Source organism: Novosphingobium sp. KA1 (assembly GCF_017309955.1).
GTDB lineage: Bacteria > Pseudomonadota > Alphaproteobacteria > Sphingomonadales > Sphingomonadaceae > Novosphingobium.
Genome location: NZ_CP021248.1, coordinates 389016 through 410218 on the forward strand (window position 1 = coordinate 389016; position 21203 = coordinate 410218).

Below are 21203 nucleotides of genomic sequence, written 5' to 3' on the forward strand. Positions count from 1 at the left end.
GCCCTTTTGGCTCTTGCCCCTGTGCCGGGGCATGCCGAAGAGGCGCCTTCAGCCGTCCCGCCCGCCATCGAGGCTGCCGTTCAGGCCGTGAATCCGCGCGTGATCGGCTGGCGGCGCGATATCCACCAGCACCCCGAACTCGGCAATCGGGAGACGCGTACTGCCGCGCTGGTCGCCGCACACTTGCGCGCGCTCAAGTTCGACGAAGTGCGGACGGGGATCGCCCATACCGGCGTGATCGGCGTGCTGCGGGGCAAGTACCCCGGCAAGGTCGTGGCCTTGCGGGCGGACATGGACGCACTGCCGATCAAGGAAGCCACCGGCCTGCCGTTCGCCTCGACCACGGTGGTCGACGTCGATGGCACGCCGACCCCGGTGATGCATGCCTGCGGGCACGATGCGCATACGGCGATGCTGATGGGCGCCGCGCAAGTGCTTGCCGGCATGCGCGACCGTATCCACGGCACCGTGGTCTTCGTGTTCCAGCCCGCCGAGGAAGGCGTGAAGGATCAGGAAGCCGGTGCGGCGCTGATGATGAAGGAAGGTGCCCTTGACGCGCTGAAGCCCGAAGCGATCTTCGGCCTTCATGTGGAACCGGGCCCGGTCGGGCGGATCGACGTGCGGCCCGGCCCGTTCCTCTCGGGCTCGGCCTCGATCTACATCAAGCTGACCGGGCGGCAGACCCATGCCGGCAGGCCGTGGGAAGGGACCGACCTCGTCAACCTGAGCGCGGATATCGTCAAGGGGCTGACGACGATCTCCGCCCGCCGGTTCAACGTGTTCGAATTTCCCAATGTGATCTCGATAGGCGCGATGCAGGCGGGCAACCGCGTGAACGTCCTGCCGGGGCAGGCCAGCCTGGAAGGAACGATCCGCACCTTCAGCGAGGAACGCCGCGATGCGATCAAGCAGCAGATCGGGGTTCTCGTGAATGGCCTTTCTGCCAGTTACGGAGCCGAAGCCGACGTGCGTTTCCACGACGAGAATCTGGTGACCGCGAACGATCCGGCACTGCTGGCAAAAGTCCTGCCCGCGCTCAGGCAGGCGGCGGGCCGTGCGGGGGTCGACACCGAAGCGCTGTATCGCGGCGCGGCCGAGGATTTCTCGGCGTTCGAGATGAAGATTCCGGGCGTCTACTACATTCTTGGCTCCACCCCACATTTCACCGGCAAGGCGAATGCACCCACCAATCACAGCGACCGTTTCGACATAGACGAGGCCGTCCTACCGATCGGCGTTACCGCCCATGTTCTGACGGTAATGCGGTACTTGGATCCAGCGCTTTGATTACAGATTGGGGCAATGGTTATGAAGTGTTGATAACAATTTAGATCGTTAAGTGATTGGATGGAAAGTCGCGGCGATATTTAGGATGACGTGGATCCTGACGGCAGGGATAGGAAGTGGAGCTTTCGATCCGATTAAGTTATTCACACTTGATGATTATAGGAGGTAGTCGTTCGATCGGCGAGACCTAGACTGCTAGAGCTCGACAAGTTCCTCGCTCACGGCCTGACCGATTGCAACCAACGTGACGGGCACTGCGATTGCAATGGCCCATGCGATCTTGAGGCCATAGACGCCTGCCAGGTTCCATGGCTCGGCGCCTATAGTCCAGACGAGCAGCGCTCCGGCGCCGCCAAAGACCGCCGCGGAGGTGACCGCTGCGGAGACGGCGCGAGCGATCGCGTTCTTGAAAGGGAGGCGCAGGGGCATCGGCGCAGCTTCGATCCGAATGCCGCGCCGACGCCGGCGCCGCGTCAGAATGGTCGCAGCAAGCACGATCATCAGAGCGACCATGAAGGACTGCACGACCATATCGAAGCAGAGCCCGTCCATGCCCTTGATCGCAATGCTCTGGCTTCCCCCGAAAATCGCCAGGGCCGCAAGCAGAGACATCGCTATGCTCATGATCAAGGCGATCGCGGTCTCGGCCGCGAGGTATCTCCGGAACGTCACGTCCACTGCGGCATTACCGCCTGCCTCGGCCTTATGCGCGCCCGCTTCTGTTTCCGGGGTTGCCAGCTGCGTCATCGGTTGCCTCTCCTCCAAGAGGCTGGGCCTCTGGCAAATCCCGGCTTTCGGTTGCCGGTTCTATGACCGCGAAACTATGAAACCGTTCGAGGGGCAGCAACTGCGGTAGCAAGATAACCGCGATCATTGCCAGTGATAGTGGGCTGTCCCCGACGCGGCGATCCAGGAACGGTCGCGCCGGGGAGGTAGGGTTGGTCGGCAGGGGAGGAGTCTTATTGGCCGGCGCGGCGTCCGGCTAGAGGAACGGTGAACTGCAGCCAGAAGCGGTCCCCGGCTGGCCGATTGCGGACCGCGAATTCGTGCTGGTACTTGAAGACGATTCCAGAGGTACGCGAGAAATCGTACCGCACTTGCGGGCCGATCGCGAGGGCCTGACCGCGATTGCCGATCTTCTGGCCCTCGAGTTCGTCGTCGGCGAGCTGCTTGTAGACGTAGCCGTTGAGGCCCACCTGGAGCGCGGGCAGCTTTTCCATGAAGGGCCGGAAGTTGGCGCTGTAGTCGAAATCAACGTCGGTACCGGAGCGATAGGCCGTCGCCTTGTTCTTCGTGTTGATCTCGAGGTAGACCGACGCATTGAATTCGAGGCGGGGCGTGGGCATGTACGATGCCGAAGCCATGGGCGCGAAAGTGTAGTAGTTCGCCCCCACATTGGTCGCCTTGGTGGGATCGTATGGACCTGTCGGCAGGAAAGTATCCATGCCGAAGTACCAGGCCAACTTGTAGTCCTTGCTCACGTGACCGAGATAATTCTCGACGATGATGTTGCCGACGCCCGTGTCGCTCGATTTGTGGCCGAACGCCTTGGCGCGCGCATGGACGACGGGGATGACAACGCCGGTGGTGTAGCGAAAATAGCCGAGGTCAACCGGCACCGTATAGAGAAAACGGGCAACGTTTGCCTGTACCGACAGGTCGAAATCAGGAATGACGTTCTCGCCATTCGCGCCCTTGTATTCGCCCGCGCTGTTGGCGAGCGAATAATTGAAGAGCTGCAACGTGCCTTCGGCGGGCAGGAAGCCTGCGGCCACCGTGTTGACGCCCAAGGGGTATTGCGGGTTCCCGTTTTCGGTCGCCTGCGCCGTGCCCCCTGCAAGCAAAGCGGACACGACAACGGATGCAGCGGTAAGGCCTTTCATGAACTTCTCCCATGATGTTCTGGCGCCGGAGCGCTTCTTTTGGATTTCGTTGAAAGGGTCGCCGGTAGCCGCGCGAAGCTGACGGCCAGCGACCCTCGCCGGCGTTATTCGTGCCGGTAGTCTTCAGGTTTCAGCATCGGAAACCTGCTGGCTTCGATGATCTCGAAGAAGTCTGAGAGGCCGCCGCCGCGAAGCACGGGCCGTGCTCGAACGGTGTCGAAGATGCCGTCGACCAAGAGATCCTTGTGAATGTGGGCATGGACGACTTCGCCGTAGACGAACCAGGTATCGCCTTCCTTGCCTTGCGCGTCCTTCAATCGCACGATTTCCGAAAGGCGGCATTCAAGGCTGACGGGAGCCTCGGCCACACGCGGCGCAGCGATCGAGTGGCTGGTGGCTTTCGTCAGTCCGACCATCGCGAACTCGTCGATATCGGCGGGCGCCGATATGCTCGACTGGTTCATCTGCGCGGCGAGATCACGCGAGACGAGGTTCCAGGTGAATTCCCCCGTCTCCTCGATGTTGCGGACCGTATCCTTGTAGCCGATGCTGGCAAAGCCCAGGAGCGCAGGCTGATGGTTGAGCGCATTGAAGAAGCTGTAGGGCGACAGGTTGGCAACACCCGACTTCGAAAGCGTGCCCATCCAGCCGATCGGTCGGGGGCCGACAATCGCAGCGTATGGGTCGAATGGCAGCGTCTCGAGCACCGACTTCTGTTCGTAGGAAATGAAGTCGCCGGAGGTTTGAAGGTCGTGGCTCATGGATATCTCGTGCATTTGCGGATCAGGATTGAACGGCGATGTCGCCAGGGAAAAGCTTGTCGAAGACATCGAACGCTTGCCGTGCCTCGGCGGGGCCGATGGTGGGGCCAATGGCGGGGCCAGCGCGAAGTCGCATGAGATGGTTCTCTGCGGCAGCATCGAAGGCATCCCAGACCGGCATGCCGCCGGTGTTCGGGTCGCCATGGGTCACAAACGTCGCCCAGATGTCCGCCATCAGGCCCGCCAAATTGCGATCCTCGCTGGTCCAGCGCCATGCTCTCGCATCGAGGTTGTCCCAGACGTAAGGCAGTTCTGCCGTGTGGAAGGTTCCATACTCGCCGCCGCCGTCGGGTGGCGGAGGCAAGCCCTCTGGAAGCGGTAGCGGCTGGCTGAACTCATAGAGCCAGGAAGGCGCATCGCTCGTTTGTGTATGGGTGCGGACCCAGCCCCACACCGGATAGGCAAACCGGCGGTCTCCCACCAGGCGTCGCCGATCGTCGTGCCAGGCAGCTGTAGACGCGTTCGGGTAAAGCTCCGCCACTTGCGCTCGGATATCCGACGGATAGCCCGCGATCTGCAGGCTGCTGAGCCCCTGGGAGGTCGCGTAGAGGCTGCCTTCCGCGCTATTCCAGCCCGCGAGAAGGGGGACGGCCGACTGGCGACCATTCATGAATGCTTCGGTCGTGTCCTCAACGAGAAGGCGACCATCCACGATCACGGTTTGCTGGTTGACACCGAGGAAAGCCGTTGCCGGCAAATCGCGGAGCTGCTCGAGCGTAGCGCCCAGCGAACTCGTCGCCGATTGTCCCGCCTCAGCGGCTTGCCGCAGCGTCATCATGCTGCCCTCGGCCCGGAAGGCACCGGCCATGCTTTGGCCGATGGCGCCATGGAAGAGGCCCCGTGCCGCAGGCGCAGCCATCAGATGCGTGACGGTGGCCGCCCCCGCCGAGTTACCGGCCACCGTCACGCGCCCGCAGTCTCCCCCAAAGGCCGCGATATTCTCGCGAACCCACTGCAGGGCATGCAGGACATCCTGAACTCCATAATTTCCGGCTGCACCCAGGGGATCCTCGCGGATGAGGTCCGGGTGGGCCAGAAAGCCAAGTGCGCCGAGGCGCATGTTGACAGTCACGACGACGATGCCGCGCGCGGCAAAGTTCGCGCCGTCGAACAGATCCTGTCCGCCGTGACCGACGCGGTTGCCGCCGCCATGGACCCATACCAGCACCGGCAGCCTTGCCGCGGCGGATGCCACAGGCGTCCAGACGTTGAGGTAGAGGCAGTCCTCGCTCATCGCGAGTTCGCGCGGTTCGTCGTGACCGAGGCGGTAGATGAGCGACGTACGTAGAGGCAGATCCTGGACAGGAGCCGGCCCGAACTCGAGTGCGAGGCGGCTACCTTCCCATGCACCGACCGTCTGGGGTGGGCGCCAGCGGAGCGCCCCGACCGGAGGAGCGGCGTAAGGCACGCCCTTGAATGCGAAGACTTCGCCTACGCGCCGCCCCAGCAAATGGCCGGAGGTAACGGAGACACCGATCAGGTCTTCCATGTCGAGGCGGGGCTGCCCGATCATGCTTCCCGGCCTGCTCCGCCTGCACGCGTCGGCGCGAGCTTGTGGAGGCGCCCGTCCTGCATGATCATCGAGAGACGAGCCTTGTCCTGCAGGATCGCAATGTTTCGCGTGGGATCGCCCTCGACGAGAAGCAGATCCGCAAGGTAACCCTCACGCACGAGGCCGAGCTCGCTTCCCATTCCCATCAGCTGCCCGCCAAGCGCGCAGGCTGAGCGCAGGGCCTCGGCAGCGCTCATGCCGAACCAGTTGACGAAGAGCTCGAGGTCCTTGGCATTTCGGCCGATCGGATTGAAGCCGAAGCCATAGTCGCTGCCGGGAACGATGTTGAGGCCCGCCTTCAGCATCTGGGGCACGACTTCGCAAAGGCTCGCCTTTCCGACATCGACCTCCATTCCGGCCGAGGGCGGCGTGTCGGCGTTCTCGAACATCCAGAAGCTGCCGGGGGAGGGGGCAAAGAAGATTGGCTCCGGCGCCTTCAGCGCCATTTCGATGCTGGCCTCGTCGATATAGGTCACATGATAGAGTGCCCGGAAACCATGGCGGATGGCCATCTGGATGCCCTCAGGCGAGTGGGCATGGGCGGTCAGCCAGACATTGCGCTCGCGCGCAGCGATCCCGGCGGCCTCGACCTCTTCCTCGCGAAACTCGAGTGTGCGCGAGGTGTATTCGACGAGCGCGCTCTCGCCGTTGATCGGGACCTTGACGATGTCCACCCCGATGTCGGCCATGTCATGGACGAATTGGTGCATCTTCTCGACCATCGGCGGCCGATCGTAGGCACCCAGGTGCCCTTCGTTGGAGGTGGCCGTAAGCGTGGCCGAGGGTGAGCCCATCGTACCCGCGCTGACTTCCCATGACGTTGCCCGCATGCGCGGCCCCGGCATCCAACCTTCGCTGATAGCCTTGCGCAGCGCCACTTCGACGCGCGGACGCCGGTTGCCGCCCGAATAGATGCTCGTGAAGCCGTGATCGAGCATGACCCGGGCATTGTGGGCAATGATCAGGGCCTGTTCTTCTTCCGGCTCGTTGCGCGCCGAACGATGCTCGAGAGTTGACCCGAGGCCGAGGTGGGTGTGGCCGTCGACCATGCCGGGCATCAGAGTTGCGCCGGCAGCATCGATAATCGTCAGGTCGCTGAGCTCGGCCCGCTCGATATGTTCAGCGATGCGAGCAATACGGCTCCCTTCTACCAGAACATCGGCTTTCCGGAGCGGCGATCCCGTGCCGTCGAAGACCTGTGCGTTCGCAATCAGCGTTGCCATGGGAGCTCTCCTTCAGAGGGGCGGCGCGACGAAGAGACCTTCGTCGGGCGAGTTGAAGTGGGCGCGCATGACGTTCTCGCCCCAAGCGTTCGATGTGCCCCACATGTCGAGGACGGCAGGATCGGAAAGGTCGCCCTCGACCACGCTCCAGCCCTCCTGGAGCTCGCTCATCCCGGCAGTATATTCGACAGTGTTTCCGGCAGCGTCGGGGAAGTACCCATAGGCATTGTCTCCGCTTTGATGGCGGCCGGGGCCCCAAATCAGTTCGTTGCCGTCGCGAACCATCCGGCCGACGCCTCGCAGGAATTCATCGATACCGCGCATTTCGAACGAGACGTGATGCATGGCGACGTGCGGGGCATTGCCGACCGCGAAAACGTGGTGCTGCGGGCTTGCCGAACGCATGAACCAGAGAAGGGTGCGACCATGGATCTGCAGTGTCTCGACGACCTGGAAACCCAGGTTCTTCGTGTACCAATCGACTGTCGAAAGCGGATCGGGCGAATTGATGACGCAGTGTGAGAGCTTGACCGGGACGGACTCGCCTTCGGCAAGCTCGCGGTGCTGGCGCGGCTTTAGGTCTGCGGAGACTTCGATGACACGGCCCTCGGGATCGAAGAAGCGCAGGCCATAACCGCCGCCGGGCGTGGTCAGCTCCGCCGGACCGAAGATGACCTGGACGCCTTCAGTCTCGAGGCGAGCCGCAAGGTGATCGACATTGGCGCGCGAAGCGGTCCCGAAGCTGATGACGTCGGCGCGTTTACGCTCATCCTTGCGCAGACGGATGACATAGGGCTCGGATGAACCCTGGGCGGCGTAAAAGTGAACGCCGTCCTGTTCGCCGACTTCGACCAGGCCCCACTGCTCGGTGTAGAAGCTGCGCTGCTCCTCGAGCTGCGGCATTGCGAAGCCGACGTGGCGCAGGTGGGTGATGAGATGGGTGTTGTCCATAATAGGTCCTGCCTCCAATGCGGTTATTCGGCCGGCGACCAGCCGAGGATGCGCTGCATCGCTTCGCCCAGGGCTGCGGCCGGGCTTGCGGGCAGAGCGTCACTGCGCCATCCGACGATGAGGTCGGGACGCACGAGCACGCAGCCCTGGTCGGACACGCCTCGGACGCGGGACCAGTCGAGATAGGGGTCTTCGAACTCGAGGCCGACGCCGATCAGCGTCACGCCGATCTCGACGCCCGTTTCTTCCGACACCTTGCGTGCCGCTTCCTGCCAGGCTTCGCCGCCATGCGAGGCGAACAGGTGGAACTTGCCCTTGCCGGCAAGGTCGAGCGTGGAGACCAGCGGGCTCGGTTTACGCTGTACCAGCCAACCGTGAGGTAGGGCGGAGCCGGGGCGGGTGTTAGGCCGATAAATCAGCTCGACGTCGTCGTCCGTTTCCGGCTTCGAGGACCCATCTGCAACGATGGCGCCCGAGACGTAATTGCGGGCAAGCTCGACGCCCATTCCCTCACCGTTGTAGCGTGTGTCGAGCAGCTGGCGTTCGAAGTCGCTGCGACCTTCAGCCGTTGCCAGCTTGCCGTCGACATCCTGCGTACTTTGAACGTTGAAGAGGCAGGCGCCGAGGTAGTCGGCAAGGCCATTGGCCTGCCACATGCTGAGGTTGGCGCGAGCGACGATTTGCCTGGCCACCGGCTGGCGTTCGGCATTGAAGCTGTCGAGCAGGCGGGGATGGGCTTTACCCTGGAGGACGAGCGCCAGTTTCCAGGCCAAGTTGAAACCATCCTGGACACAGGTGTTGGAGCCGAGGCCCGCCGCGGGCGGATGGCGATGGATCGCATCGCCCATGCAGTGGACGCGCCCCGAGGAAATCGTCTCGGCATGGATGTCGTTGATCGACCATTTGGAGGTGTTGAGGACCTTGATTGCGAGGTCCTGAGCCGAAGGGTCGCCGATCGCTTCGCGAATGCGCCAGATGAGCTGATCGGTGGTTGCTTCCGGCCCTTCGTAGAACGGCGGGATGTAGATCGAGACCAGCCACTTGTCCCAGGCATCGACCATGCGGAAGACGACGACGCCGGCCCAGTCGGCGACACCGGCCTGGAGGATGAGGTAGAGCGACCCCTTGCGGTGTTCGACATACCGGGTGAGATCCATCTCGCACAGGACGTTGTACGCAGAGCCGAGGCCGCCCTGGCCGACGAGCGGCAAGTCGAGCTGCTTGACGACGCGGCTGTTCGCGCCGTCGGCGCCGACCATGTACTTGGCGCACACGAGGAACTCGCGGTCGCTGATACGGTCGAGAAGGGTGGCAGTGACGCCTTCCTCATCCTGCTCGAAGGAGACCAGTTCCGTCTCGAAGCGCACGTTGACGCCGAGGCGCGTGGCCTCACAGATGAGAATGGGTTCCATCTTGGTCTGCGGCAGGTCGAGGTAGGAGCACGGGCTCGCCGTCTTCACATCGCCCATGCGGCCGGGCGTATTGCCCCAGGCCCATTGGCGGGCCATTTCCTCGCCGGCGAGGCCGCGCAGGAAGAAGGTGTTGGCGATATCCGATGATGGCGAGCCAACTGCAAGGCAATCGGCCTCAAGGCCTGCATCGCGCATGACTTCCATAGTGCGCTGATTGACGATGTGCGCGCGCGGGGTGTCGGCGGTCCCGCGATTACGGGAGATCATCAGCGTACTGATCCCCTGCTTGCCGAGAAAGATTGCGGTCGATGCGCCGGCAGGGCCGGCTCCAACGATCAGGACATCCACGTTTACGAGTGCGGTCATGGTTGTTGTTTTCTTCCGGAGTTCGAAAAATGAGCCGTCTGGACGGCGCAGGCGCGGGGCTGCGACGGGCATATGCCCGCGCATTGAACGTGAGATCCGTATTGGATGGGCGCGGGGCTAGGGCGCGAAGTCCGGCTGGTTTTCCGGCGCAGCGGCAATGAAGGCAGGGTGCTCGATCGCCGCCTCATAGATGGCGGTTGCCCTCGTGTAGGCAGAAAGGTCGCAGCCCATGCGCCGCGCGTTGGCCAGCTGCGGGATCAGGCAGCAATCCGCCATGGTCGGCTCGTCGCCGACCGACCATGCTCCCGGAAACTCGCTACCGGCCCGCAGGAGCAGGCGTTCGACTGCGGCCATTCCTTCTGCGATCCAGTGCCCGTACCACTCGGCCTTTCCGGCAGCAGGGACCTGCATGTTCTTCGTCAGATAGTTCAGGACGCGCAGGTTGTTGACCGGATGAATGTCGCAGGCGATCGCGTAGGATAGCTCCAGCACGCGCGCGCGGTGGTCGCTTTCAGGCGGGATAAGGCGAGGCTCGGGAAAGCGTGCATCGAGCCAATCGATGATCGCCAACGATTGTCCGAGGCGAAATCCGCCTTCCTCGATGGCAGGCACGCTGGCGGAAGGATTGTGCTCCGCCACGAACGCGGCTTCGCGGTGCTCGCCAGTCCTGATGTTGATCCCGTGGTAGTCAAAACCTACGCCCTTGAGGGCGAGAGCTATGCGCACCCGGTACGATGTAGAACTGTTGAAGAAGCTGAAGAGGTCCATGGCGCGCACCCTCACACGACGTTGACGGTAAGTTCCCCAAGGCGTTCGACACCGACTTTCATCGTCTCGCCTGCCTTGACGGGACCGACGCCTTCCGGTGTTCCGGTATAGATGAGATCGCCAGGTTCAAGCTGGAAATAACGTGAAAGATAGGAAACAGTCTCGGCAACCGACCAGATGAGATGGCTGACATTGCTGCGCTGCTTGTCCGCGCCATCGATCTGGAGCCAGATTTCCGCAGCTTCGATATCGGCGACGTCCGCAGCCGGATGGATCGGGCCGATCGGAGCCGAGAAGTCGAAGGATTTGCCGATTTCCCAGGGGCGCCCCATTTCGCGCATTTTCATCTGGAGATCGCGGCGGGTCATGTCGAGGCCGACGGCATATCCCCAGACATGCTCGAGAGCCTGTTCGGTCGCGATATCCGAGCCGGTCTTGCCGATGACGGCGACGAGTTCTGCCTCGTAGTGGTAGTTGTCGGTCTCGGCCGGATAGGCGAGCGTCAGGATATCGTCGTAGCCCACCGGCACGACCGAGTTGTTCGGCTTGCAGAAGAAGAAGGGCGGATCGCGGTCGGGATCGAACCCCATTTCGCGGGCGTGAGCGGCATAATTGCGCCCAACGCAGTAGACGCGGCGAACTGCAATGGCGTCATCGGATCCGACGACCGGAACAGCGACGGGAGCTTCGGGCGGAAATACGAAGGTCATGAAAGCGGGTTCCTCGATTGGCATGGGTGTCGGTGTGTGCTTCGGCCCGATAGAGCCGAGGTTCGCCTTGTCTGATGGTTATGCGCGCTCTTCGCGAAGCAGTCCGACGCCGGCGAGCACCGGGCGGTTGGAGTAGCTGAAGAGGACCGCGTCTTCGTCGGCCTCGAAGCGGACGGGTTCCCACGAGGGCGCGACGAAGAGATCGTGCGGTGCAAAGGCGAAGACCTCGCTCCCGATCTGGACCTTCCCGTGACCCTCGACCACGCTGAAGACCGTCGATTCCGTCGATCTGGAGCTCTTCCCCCGGAAACCCTTGGGCAAGAGCTGCATGAAGGTCGCCATCGTCGGGATCGGAAAACCCCCGGTTGCAGGGTTCACATAGCGCAGCTTGAAACCGTCCCATTCATCGAGAGGGCTGGTTTGGCCGAGCGTGTGGAGCGCTTCGCGAGTCCGCTCGTAGGGATAGTTGAAGATCGGCGAGTTTCCGGTCGTTATCTCATGCCGGACGGGCAGCATGTTCTGACCGTAACGGGCAAAACTGTCGCCTTCCGGCCGGCTGATCGGCTGGACGTCGGCCGGGTAGTTCTCGGCAAACCCTGCATCGAGCTGCTGGACAAGCGGAATGTCGAGACCATCCAGCCAGACGACGGGTTCGCCGCCTTCCTCGAGGCTTGGGTTGCCATGGTCGTGCCACGTCCAGGAAGGCGTGATGATGAAGTCGCCCGGGGTCATCGTGGTGCGCTCGCCGTCGACAGCCGTCCATGCCCCCTTGCCCTCTACGATGAAGCGTAGCGCGGATTGGGTGTGGCGGTGGCTGGGGGCGATTTCGCCTGGGAGGATGAGCTGGAGGCCGGCGTAGAGGTTGGAGGTGATGCTTGAAGTTCCGGGCAGGCCAGGGTTTTCGAGGATAAGGACGCGTCTCACCGCTTCCGCCGCGGTGATCAGATCTCCGGCCTCCATCACATAGTCGCGAAGGTCCGAGTAGCGCCAGTGGGCAGCGAGTGCGCGCGGGCGGGGCGCGTTCGGGACCAGGGCGTGCAACGACTCCCACAAGGGAGCCAGATTGTGCTTTGCGATCTCGCCATAATAGGCGTGCCGCGCATTGTGCGACCGTCCGGACACGACCCTCTCCTCAATGAATTTTCTGTTGTTACGCTCAGGACGCGGGATGTCCGTCGGCATCGTTGACTGAAGCATGCTGTATAAAGTCGAGGATGTCGGCTTTCTTGGGAATCCCTGCTCGCTTTTGTGAAAATCTGCGAAAGTCGCAGCCGCTGCGGTTGTTGGAACGGCGCAGCCGTTCCGGACCGGTCCAGGCAGTGCCGTCGAAGGGTTTCGGACCGGCGCGACTTGTCGGCGCACGCGCGGATGCGCACCGAGCTTCAGATAGCCAAGTCGGCTCCGAAATAGGCGCCGGTACTGGCATGGGCCAGGAAGCAGTCCCACGTCCCGGCGGTCGGGACTAGAGCTGCCTTGTTTCGATAAAGCCGATCAAGTTTATCAAGGCGAGCCTTTGATGCTTGAGCGTTTCTGTACTCTCAAGAGCATTTTCCAATCAGGTGGAATCACCTGATGACTCGGAAAATGCGGCAAACCACAAACTTAGAGCGGTCGAGCCGATGCAATCGAATCGGAAACCGCTCAAGGCGACGAATATGGCGCCCAGCTGTCGAAAAGTGTGCCTGGCGACATCTCCTTTCGATTGGCCGACTTGCTGTGCACCAGTCGAAGCGTGCATGCACACGCCATGCTTGAAATCCGACCCCTCAATTCCGATGAACTGGGCGCGAAAGGCGAAGCGCGGTTCCCGGAACTCTGCCTCGACGCAAAGTTGAAGCCGGCGAAGCCGGACAGGGACAGGACCGGTTGAGATCTTGTCGTCACCTGGCCAATTTCATCCGGCGGTTTGCTCGACAGACGACCAGCGCCGCTGGTATGTCACGTCCAGCTCAAGACGGTCTGGGTCGGCAACGACAGTGTCAGCCTCAATCTCGGAACCTTGTACAACATCGTCAGTGACAGCCGGCCTGCCTACATCGTTGTCCTTGAAGTCGATGATCCGAGCCTTGCTTTTGTCGGCATGCGCATCATTCACATCACCGGGGGATTCCTGGCCGAAATCCTCAAGCGGCTGCGCAAGGCACACAGTGAAGGAAAGTCGGCCGGCGAAATCATGTTCCAGGCATCGATCTCCAAATGGAGCGTTCCTGCAACAGATTTCAGCGGAGCTGCGTTTCGGCGTGCTGTCGAAGCCGGTATCCCGGATGGTATGGTGGCCTATGGAACTGCCAAACAAACGCTTCTCGGCACTCTCGGTTATGAGAAAGGTCAAATGAGCCTTCAGACCGTATTCGAGACGACGAGCCACGAGGATATTGTCGACGGCTTCCTGGGCCTTCGGCCGCTGAAGCTCATCGAAGCTGAGAAATTCGACACTCGGTTCGATATCCCGGTGTCTCTTGGCAAGTTGAGCGCCGAAAATGCTCTCCTCGAGATCAAGCCTTCCCGTTTCGATCGAGGCGTGGTCAAGGTGAAGAGATCGACGAGCGACGAGACGCTGACATTTCCAGGCGATATTTTTACCGCTCCTTCGGAAATCGTGGGGCCAGACCGCCTCGTTCTCGAATTTCGCACTTCGCTCTTCCGGATTCGGATCGATCTTCGAGCCACGGGCCGCACTTCGATTGCAACGATCAATCTCACCACCGCCCAGGACATCGGGTCGGTCGCGGAGACCGCAGCTGCCTGGCGCGACTTCTACACTCTGTTCGCTTGGGCAAGCGCAGCGGAGGTTGGCTTCGAACTGCGGGCCCGTAGAAAGAAGATCGAACCGATTGTAGCCACTAGCAACCCCAGGAACGATCCGGATCACGCAAGGAAAATGGCGCGCTACGCGCGCGGCGCTGACCTCGTGGATTGGGTGATGTGCCGCGCGGAAGCGCCGGATACCCGGATTTCGGGGGAGGACCTGTTCAAAGCCGCCGACGATCTAGGGATCATCAAGGCGATCGAGCAGACACCGGAAGCGCTGACGCCATTGAGTTTCACGACGATTCTCGGTGATGCGCCTCCGCCGGATGACGAGTACGAGATGCTCTACATCACCCACGTAAAAATCGGTGCTCACCAGATCGCCTACGCGGCGAAGGCTAAGTTCAAGCCAGTGCGGAAGGGTGATGTGATGCACTGGAGGTCAGGGCCGCTCCAACTGACCTATGTCCGCAAGCTCAAGGCTGGCCAGCAGGCATTCGTTGGCTTCATCAAGAAGGCGCGTCGCGTCACCGGGATTGTGCGGTGGGTGGCGCTAACCGAGTTTGATTTGAGCGCGCAATTGCCATCAGCGCCTTTCATAGTGGCAGATAATGGGGAGCGGCGGATGACCTTCGGCTTGCCCGCTATTGAAGCTGCTCTCGGTAGCGCTTCGGTGTAATGCCTGTCAGGCGCTTGAAGACCTGAGTCAGGTGGGCTTGATCGGCAAACCCAAGGCTGGCGCTGATTTCCTTGATCGGCGTCTTGCCGCGGGCAAGTAATTCCCTGGCTTTCGCGACACGGCGCTCCATGACGTAGCGGTGGGGTGTCTGGCCGGTTCGAGCCTTGAACATGCGGCTGAAATGGTACTCACTGAAACCTGCAATTGCAGCGAGGTCTCCAAGCGAAAGATCCGCATCGAGGTTGTCCTCGATGAAGTCGGTCACCTTTCGTAGTCGCCAGAGAGGAAGCCCGCGGCCATCTTCCAGCGTGTCGAGGACGGTGTTCGAATAGCAACTCGTGAGGCGCGCTGCGAGTGCCATCGCCAAAGCCTCGCCGTAGAGCCGCCCGGAAGGAAAGCCACTTTGGCATTCGCTGAGAACGGCAAGGCCGATCTGCCTGATCTGCTGGTCGGGCACATAGCTTGCGCGCATCAATTCGAAGCTGCTGGCAGGTGCCTTTGCCTCATTCATCACGCGTTGGAACGTGAGCTCGGACGGCATCATGAACAGCACCGTGAGCTGCTCGGTCCATCGTGCGCCCGTCAGCAGTCCAGGCGGGTCGATATGCACGATGTTCCGGATCGATCCGGTCTCGTAATGGCTCCTGGATTCAAGCCGCCCGACGTCAATGTCATCATCGGAAAGGGGCTGAACGATCGTTGTCTGCTCGACATAGCAATCGCGCATTTCCGCAGGCGCAACGACAGCCAGTTCGGCCATAAGCGAATCGTCCCATCGCGAGCCCCGGCTCGACAGCTTGATGTCGACAGCGTCAGCAAATGGACGAAAATTCTCGCTTGGCGAACTGCTTACTCTCACCCGTGTCTGAACCGATTGTATGCTCGACATCCGATCAGCTTTCTCCCGAAACCAGTTGAAGTAAGGTGTCGGAATTTGCAAGCCCGCCTCGGGTGGATGCGCTGGCGGAGATGGCCGTGAAATTCGCTTTCTGGGTATCAGAAAATGCCGTTCCAAAGCAGCTTGGCGCCGATCAGGACCATCAGGATGTAAATGATCTTATAGAATTTCTGCGCGTCGATGGCCCGGATCAGGAAGACACCGCCAATGGTAGCGGCAAGCGCGATCGGCATGAGCATCAGTGATGTCTTCAACGCCGAAGGCGTGAACTGCCCCAGCGCAATGTACGCCGGCACCTTGATCCAGTTCATGTAGGCAAAGCAGATCGCGTTCGAGCCGACGAGCTCATCGCGCGGCAGTTTGCGGGGAAGCACCCACATCTGGAAGGGCGGTGCGCCGGCATGGGCTATCTGGCTGCCGAACCCCGATGCGACCCCGAACACAGTGCCAAGCCATTTGGGAGAATTGGAGGCAAGGACGATGGCACCGCCGCGCTCCTGCCAGAGACGATGCAGACCGAACAGGAGCGAAAGGCCGCCGACAGTGGCAAGGACAGCGCTTTCGGCGACTCTTGCGGCAAAGAAGTAGCCAATCACGACCCCAAGCGTCATGCCCGGGATCATCACTGCCAGGACCGTGCGATCCCAGGTTTTGCGGAACGACCAGACGCTCACCATGTCCTGGACAATGAGGATCGGGAGCAGGACGGCGGCGCTCTCCACTGGCGGATTGGCGAGAACCATGATCGGCATCGAGAGCGCCCCGATACCGGCAAAGCCGCCCTTCGAGAGGCCGGAAATGAGGACCGCGAGCAAGGCGCAGGCGATCGCGGTAGAACTGTCGAGCATTTCCAGGTCGTTCTTCAAGAATGAAAGGGACGGAACCGTTTTACCGGGAGGAGTTGATAGCCCGGTCCCGTCCCCGCTGCCATCGCCCCCCTAGACGACGGCAACGTTGAGATTTGGCAAGCCGGCAATGCGGCCCACGATCTTGTCTCCCGGCAGAACCGGCCCGACGCCGGCAGGAGTACCAGTGTAGATGAGGTCGCCAGGTTCGAGGCGGTATTGCTTCGAAAGCTGCGAAACGATTTCCGCGCAGTTCCAGATCAGCTGCTCGAGATCGCCCGACTGGCGCTGCTCGCCATTGACATCGAGCGAGATCGCGCCGGTCGTGGGCAGTTCGCCGTTCTCAAGCGGAACGATCGCTGAGATCGGGGCGGATTCGTCGAACGACTTGCCGGCTTCCCAGGGACGGCCGGTATCTCGGGCCTTGAGCTGAAGATCGCGGCGCGTGAAATCGATGCCGACAGCGGCACCGAAGACATATTCGGCCGCGTTCTCGACCGAAATGTCCGCGCCGCTCTTGCCGATCGCAAGCACCAGTTCGATCTCGAACTGAAAGTCCTGGGTCGAGGTCGGATAGCGAACGGCTGCACCGTCGAGGACTATGGAATCGGTCGGCTTCTGAAAAAAGAAAGGCGGCTGACGCTCGTCCTGACCCATTTCGCGAATGTGGTCGAGGTAGTTTCGGCCGACGCAGTAGATGCGGCGAACCGGGTAAACCTGCTGGCTGCCTGCAACCGGAACGGTTGCGGGTGCGGCAGGGGCGAAAACGAAATCAGTCATTACCACGCTTCTCCCGGAAGTAGTCGAGCTTCGCTTGAGCGATCTGGTCCGAATAGCTGAACATCACGGTGTCCTCCTCGGCTTCGAACTGGACGGGGAACCAGCTCGGCACGACGAAGATGTCCTTGGCGACCACGGAAAAGGTCTGGTCGCCGATCCGCACAGTTGCCTTGCCTTCGACAACGTTGAAGACGGTGCCCGCGGTCGAGCGGTACGGGACCGACGAGAAGCCCTTCGGCAGCAAGCGCATTGCTGTCGAGATCGTCGGCATGGCCGAGCTGCCCGTCAGCGGATTGATGTAGTTCATGCGGAAGCCATGACAGGCGTCATGCTCGCGGAAGCGGGCAAGCTGGTCGAGCGCCTCGCGCGTGCGGCGATAGGAATAGTTGAAGATCGGCGAGGTCTGCGAAGCGTGCTCGTAGCCCTCGGGAATCATGTTGTATCCCACCTCGGCCATCGTTCCGCCCTGCGGCTTCAGCGTCGGGTGCGTTGCGCCCGGATAGCTGTCGCGGAAGGAGGCGCTGAACAGGTTCACCATGTGCATGTCGAGACCGTCGATCCAGACCATCGGACCATCGGACTCGTTGCCGTGATCGTGCCAGGTCATGCTGGGCGTGATCACGAAATCGCCGACCTCCATCATGGTCTTTTCGCCGGCGATCGCCGAATAGGCATCGCGGCCCTCGACGATGAAGCGCAGCGCCGAGGCGACATGGCGGTGCGCAGGTGCGATCTCGCCGGGCAGGATGATCTGCAGGCCGCAGAACAGGCTCGGTGTGATCCGCGACTGGCCCGGCAGCCCGGGGTTCTCGAGCACCATGACGCGGCGCTCGGCTTCCTCGGTGCCGATGAGGTCGCAGGCTTCCATGAGGTAGGGCCGGACCTTGTCATAGGAGTAGTGCGCGGGAAGGGCGGTCACCTTGGGCTCGGCGGTAACCAGCCCGTGAAGCACGCGCCAGAGCGGCGCGAGGTTTTCCTCGCGCGCTCGGTCGTAGAACCCCATGCGGCCTTCCTCGGCCGCAAGGTTCACGGTCTCGACGATGCCATCCGTTTCGCTCATCACACTTCGTCCTCGATGGGGTGGCGCAAGGTGCCGACGTCGCTGACTTCGACCTCGAGAACATCGCCCGGCTTCATCCAGAGAGGGGGATTGCGCTTGCCGCCGACGCCGCCCGGCGTTCCCGTGGCGATCACGTCACCGGGCGAGAGTTCGGTGAAGGTCGAGCAGAACGCAATGATCTCGGGGATGCTGAAGATCAGCAGATCGGTTGTGGTGCGCTGTACTTCCTCGCCGTTGAGGCGCGTGACCAAGGTCAGGACCTTGCCGTCGGGGATTTCATCGCGGGTGACGAGCCAGGGGCCGAAGCCGCCGGTGCCGACGAAGTTCTTGCCGGGTGTCCATTGGCCAGTCTTGTGCTGCCAGTCGCGGATCGTGGCGTCGCAGTAAGGCGCAAAGCCAGCCACGTGATCCCAGGCATCGGCAGCCTCGATGCGCCGGCCGCCCTTGCCGATGACGACGGCGATTTCGCCTTCATAGTCGAGCTGGTCCGATTCCGGCGGCCGCAGCAGCGGCAAGCCGTGGCCGACCTGCGAGTTGGCAAAGCGGGTGAAGATGATCGGCGCTGCGCTTTCGTCGCGGCCGGTCTCGATGCGATGCGCATGGTAGGCAATGCCGACACACAGGATCTTGTCGGGATCCGGCACTACCGGCAGCAGCTCGATCTCGTCGATGGCCGGGCCCGGTTCGCGTCCTTCGATCGAGGCGGGAACGAGGTCGCCCTCGAGAGCGGCGCGAAGGGTGGGGGCGACGTCGGCGAGATCGACGACGCGATCGTCAGCGGTCAGCGCGCCCCAGCTGGCCTTGCCGGCCTGCTTGTAGCTTACGAGTCTCACTTGTTCTTCTCCCGTTCCAGGAACGCATCGATGGCGGCTTGGGCAAATTCAGCATCGAGGTGTGGGGGGGCGCCGGCAACGCCGACGGCGCCGACGCACTGGCCTTCGATCAGGATCGGAAGACCGCCTTCGATCGGGGTGTGCGGGAGCTTCACCATCGAGAAGCGGCCCTCGTTGAGGGGCTTTTCGAAGAAAGTGGTCGGATGACCGCCTTCTGCCGAACTGCGTGCCTTGTCGAACGAGCCTTCCGCGCTGAACAACGGAGCGCCATCCATTCGGGCGACCGATTGCATGTAAGTGCTCGCATCGACGACCGTGACCGAGATCGGGAACTTGCCGCCCTTGGACTCGGAGGCCTTGCAGGCGGCTGCGGCCAGGAACTGAGCATCATCGAGGCTCAGGCTCAGTTTCGTGATCATGCTTGGGCTTCCTGAATCTCGCGGACGTGGCCGTGCTTCTGGATGAATGTCTCGACGACGCGATTGTAGTGTGCGGGTTCCTCGAAATAGGAGGAATGGCCGCTGTCCGGGAAAGTGTAGACCTCGGATCCCGGAATGAAGCTCGCGGCGATCTTGTGCGTTTCGGCGCCCAGCAGCTTGTTCTGGAGCCCGCTCATCACCAGCGTCGGAACCGAGTAGCCCTCGAAATGCTCAGGCAGGAGACGCAGTTCGGGATCGGTGATGTGCGAGGTATCGACCTTCTGGTTCTGGCGCGCGAGGATCTGGTAGAGCGCGATCAGGTCGGGTCGTTCGCTGACGAAACGCTCCGTGAAGCCGAGCGATGTCGGCGCCACCTTCTCGCCGTTGCCTGCTCGCTTGAAGGTATTCGAGACGTTGGTCAGCGCGGCATGGTGCGGGCCATAGGCAGGCGTGGGGGAGCCGGACAGGACGAGCGCACGGAAACGGTCAGGCTCCCGAACTGCCAGCGGCAGACCGGCCCAGGCACCCATCGACTGGCAGACAGCCGCGACGGGACCGTCTGCTTCCTTGTCGAGGATGCGGGCGAGGTCGTCGGGAAACCAGCGCTGGTGGAACGTCTCTGCATTGCAGATCGAACCACCGAACCCGCGCATATCCATGCACAGGACCCGGTAGTTCTTCGAGAAATGCTCAACCTGCTGGAAGAACACGGTGGAGTTGGCACCCGCCCCGTGAACGAACACGAGGAGGGGACCGTCGCCGGTTACGTCATAGCGCAGGCGCGCGTCGGGTACGTCGATGTATGGCATCAGCCCAGAGGTCCCAGGAAAGGAGGTTCATACCAGTTGGCGCCGCCGTGGCGGATCGTGGCGGGAAGCGTCGCCATCGGCTGGGGCGTTGTCGCATCGGCATCGAAACGCTCGGTGCCGTAGACGATCTGGATCGCGACTGCGTCGGGGCCCTTGACCCAGAAGCCGTAAGGAAGGCCGGGCGACAATTCAGCGGGAAGGTCGAGGATCTCGACTCCGCGCTTGGAAAGGTAGTCGTAAGCTGCCTTGAGCTGTTCGTAGCTGGCGACAGTGAACGAACAGGCCGCGCCAATGCCGAACTGTTCCTTGACCGTGTTCGAGAGCAGGGCGAGCGAATGATGCTCGCTTGCGGCACGAAGGAAGATGGCAGGCTGGCCCGCGACTTCACTGCGGCTGGTGACCGAAAGACCCAGCACGTCGCGGTAGAAGGCGAGGCTTTCCTCCGGGTTCTCGACGAACAGGCAGACCCTGGCCAGACGCGTCAGCTTGAAAGGCTGAGCCAGCAGCACGCCGTCGACGACATAAGCACCTTCGGGCTTGTCATCGTAGCGATAGCCGATCAGCTCGCCTTCGCGCGCCAGAGCCTCGTCGACTTCCTGATGTTCGGAAATCTGGGGAAGCGGCGGCAGCGAGTGGAACGCGCGATCGTACATCGAGGAGGGCTTGCTGCGCCCATCCCAACCGATCTGCTCCATGCCGTAGTAGATCTCGTTGACGTAACCATCGGGGCAATAGGCATAGGCATGCCAGTTCGAACCCGGCGAATCCCGCCCGATGCGGCGGATCTTGGCGTTTTCCTCGAGATAGGTGACGCCGTCGATCACTTGCTGGAGGCTGCCGATCTGCCAGGAAAGCTGGTTGACCAGCGCGCCCTTGCGGGCAGGTTCCCGGATGTCGACAAGCATCTGGCTGCCGATCACCAGGGTGTGGTGATCGTGAGCGCAGCGCACGAAATAGCCGGTTGCGTGCTCCTTGGGCAACTCGGGAACGCGCTTGGTAAAGTCGTCGACATCGCTCAGCAGCAGACCGAGATCCTCGGTTAGGAAGCGGATCGTGCCGGAAAGATCGGGCGTGTGATAACCGAAGTGGCCCAGTCGCTCGATGCGGTAGGGCCGCTCGAGTTCGAGACCTCCAACAACGTAAGTCATGTGTCTGT

General features: G+C 62.0%; 20 protein-coding genes. 2 read left to right on the forward strand and 18 right to left on the reverse strand.

The features are described from left to right. Positions 1-6 precede the first annotated feature (6 nt). Positions 7-1287 carry an amidohydrolase gene (locus tag CA833_RS19525; RefSeq protein WP_242526544.1) on the forward strand — a complete coding sequence of 427 codons (1281 nt, stop codon included), beginning with the start codon at positions 7-9 and terminating at the stop codon, positions 1285-1287. A gap of 195 nt (positions 1288-1482) precedes the next feature. Here the strand turns inward: CA833_RS19525 and CA833_RS19530 are convergent, their stop codons facing one another. The 10 genes from CA833_RS19530 to gtdA (CA833_RS19575) form a co-directional block, all read right to left on the reverse strand. Then, complete coding sequence (locus tag CA833_RS19530; protein ID WP_207080853.1) at positions 1483-2034, reverse strand: hypothetical protein; 552 nt, start codon at positions 2032-2034, stop codon at positions 1483-1485. A gap of 212 nt (positions 2035-2246) precedes the next feature. Next, positions 2247-3170 carry a transporter gene (locus tag CA833_RS19535; protein WP_207080854.1) on the reverse strand — a complete coding sequence of 308 codons (924 nt, stop codon included), beginning with the start codon at positions 3168-3170 and terminating at the stop codon, positions 2247-2249. Between the two features lie 104 nt (positions 3171-3274). Further along, on the reverse strand, positions 3275-3931 hold the full coding sequence (locus tag CA833_RS19540) for a flavin reductase family protein (protein WP_207080855.1): 657 nt from the start codon (positions 3929-3931) through the stop codon (positions 3275-3277). A gap of 22 nt (positions 3932-3953) precedes the next feature. Further along, positions 3954-5504, reverse strand: coding sequence for a carboxylesterase/lipase family protein (locus CA833_RS19545; RefSeq protein ID WP_207080856.1), 1551 nt, complete (start codon positions 5502-5504; stop codon positions 3954-3956). Next, positions 5501-6766 (reverse strand): amidohydrolase family protein, encoded by a 1266-nt coding sequence (locus CA833_RS19550; protein ID WP_207080857.1) that lies wholly within the window; start codon positions 6764-6766, stop codon positions 5501-5503. The genes CA833_RS19545 and CA833_RS19550 overlap by 4 nt, the downstream gene beginning before the upstream one ends. 12 nt (positions 6767-6778) lie before the next feature. After that, positions 6779-7717: a VOC family protein gene (locus tag CA833_RS19555; protein WP_207080858.1), complete on the reverse strand. Its 939-nt coding sequence runs from the start codon at positions 7715-7717 to the stop codon at positions 6779-6781. A gap of 23 nt (positions 7718-7740) precedes the next feature. Then, positions 7741-9495: an FAD-dependent monooxygenase gene (locus tag CA833_RS19560; protein WP_207080859.1), complete on the reverse strand. Its 1755-nt coding sequence runs from the start codon at positions 9493-9495 to the stop codon at positions 7741-7743. Positions 9496-9612: 117 nt separating this feature from the next. After that, positions 9613-10263: a maleylacetoacetate isomerase gene (gene maiA, locus CA833_RS19565; protein WP_207080860.1), complete on the reverse strand. Its 651-nt coding sequence runs from the start codon at positions 10261-10263 to the stop codon at positions 9613-9615. Between the two features lie 11 nt (positions 10264-10274). Then, a complete protein-coding gene (locus tag CA833_RS19570; RefSeq protein ID WP_207080861.1) occupies positions 10275-10973 on the reverse strand; it encodes a fumarylacetoacetate hydrolase family protein in 699 nt (232 codons plus the stop codon). 78 nt (positions 10974-11051) lie between these two features. Continuing rightward, entirely contained in the window at positions 11052-12155 is a 1104-nt protein-coding gene (gtdA, locus tag CA833_RS19575) for a gentisate 1,2-dioxygenase (RefSeq protein ID WP_207080862.1), read from the reverse strand. Between the two features lie 724 nt (positions 12156-12879). Here gtdA (CA833_RS19575) and CA833_RS19580 point away from each other — a divergent pair. After that, positions 12880-14403 (forward strand): hypothetical protein, encoded by a 1524-nt coding sequence (locus CA833_RS19580; protein ID WP_207080863.1) that lies wholly within the window; start codon positions 12880-12882, stop codon positions 14401-14403. On the opposite strand, the gene CA833_RS19585 is transcribed toward CA833_RS19580, so the two are convergent. The 8 genes from CA833_RS19585 to CA833_RS19620 all read right to left on the reverse strand — a co-directional run bounded on the left by CA833_RS19585 (position 14369) and on the right by CA833_RS19620 (position 21195). Further along, entirely contained in the window at positions 14369-15163 is a 795-nt protein-coding gene (locus CA833_RS19585; RefSeq protein WP_207080864.1) for a helix-turn-helix domain-containing protein, read from the reverse strand. The two genes, CA833_RS19580 and CA833_RS19585, sit on opposite strands and share 35 nt — an antisense overlap. 236 nt (positions 15164-15399) lie before the next feature. Next, entirely contained in the window at positions 15400-16149 is a 750-nt protein-coding gene (locus tag CA833_RS19590) for a sulfite exporter TauE/SafE family protein (protein WP_207080865.1), read from the reverse strand. A gap of 90 nt (positions 16150-16239) precedes the next feature. Continuing rightward, a complete protein-coding gene (locus tag CA833_RS19595) occupies positions 16240-16926 on the reverse strand; it encodes a fumarylacetoacetate hydrolase family protein (protein WP_207080866.1) in 687 nt (228 codons plus the stop codon). Then, positions 16919-17986, reverse strand: coding sequence for a gentisate 1,2-dioxygenase (gtdA, locus tag CA833_RS19600; protein ID WP_207080867.1), 1068 nt, complete (start codon positions 17984-17986; stop codon positions 16919-16921). The genes CA833_RS19595 and gtdA (CA833_RS19600) overlap by 8 nt, the downstream gene beginning before the upstream one ends. Further along, positions 17986-18819: a fumarylacetoacetate hydrolase family protein gene (locus tag CA833_RS19605; RefSeq protein WP_207080868.1), complete on the reverse strand. Its 834-nt coding sequence runs from the start codon at positions 18817-18819 to the stop codon at positions 17986-17988. Before CA833_RS19605 ends, gtdA (CA833_RS19600) begins: the two co-directional genes overlap by 1 nt. Continuing rightward, on the reverse strand, positions 18816-19238 hold the full coding sequence (locus tag CA833_RS19610; RefSeq protein ID WP_207080869.1) for a heme-binding protein: 423 nt from the start codon (positions 19236-19238) through the stop codon (positions 18816-18818). The genes CA833_RS19605 and CA833_RS19610 overlap by 4 nt, the downstream gene beginning before the upstream one ends. Then, positions 19235-20047 (reverse strand): alpha/beta fold hydrolase, encoded by an 813-nt coding sequence (locus CA833_RS19615; protein ID WP_207080870.1) that lies wholly within the window; start codon positions 20045-20047, stop codon positions 19235-19237. Before CA833_RS19615 ends, CA833_RS19610 begins: the two co-directional genes overlap by 4 nt. Continuing rightward, complete coding sequence (locus CA833_RS19620) at positions 20047-21195, reverse strand: VOC family protein (protein WP_207080871.1); 1149 nt, start codon at positions 21193-21195, stop codon at positions 20047-20049. Before CA833_RS19620 ends, CA833_RS19615 begins: the two co-directional genes overlap by 1 nt. Positions 21196-21203: the final 8 nt, after the last annotated feature.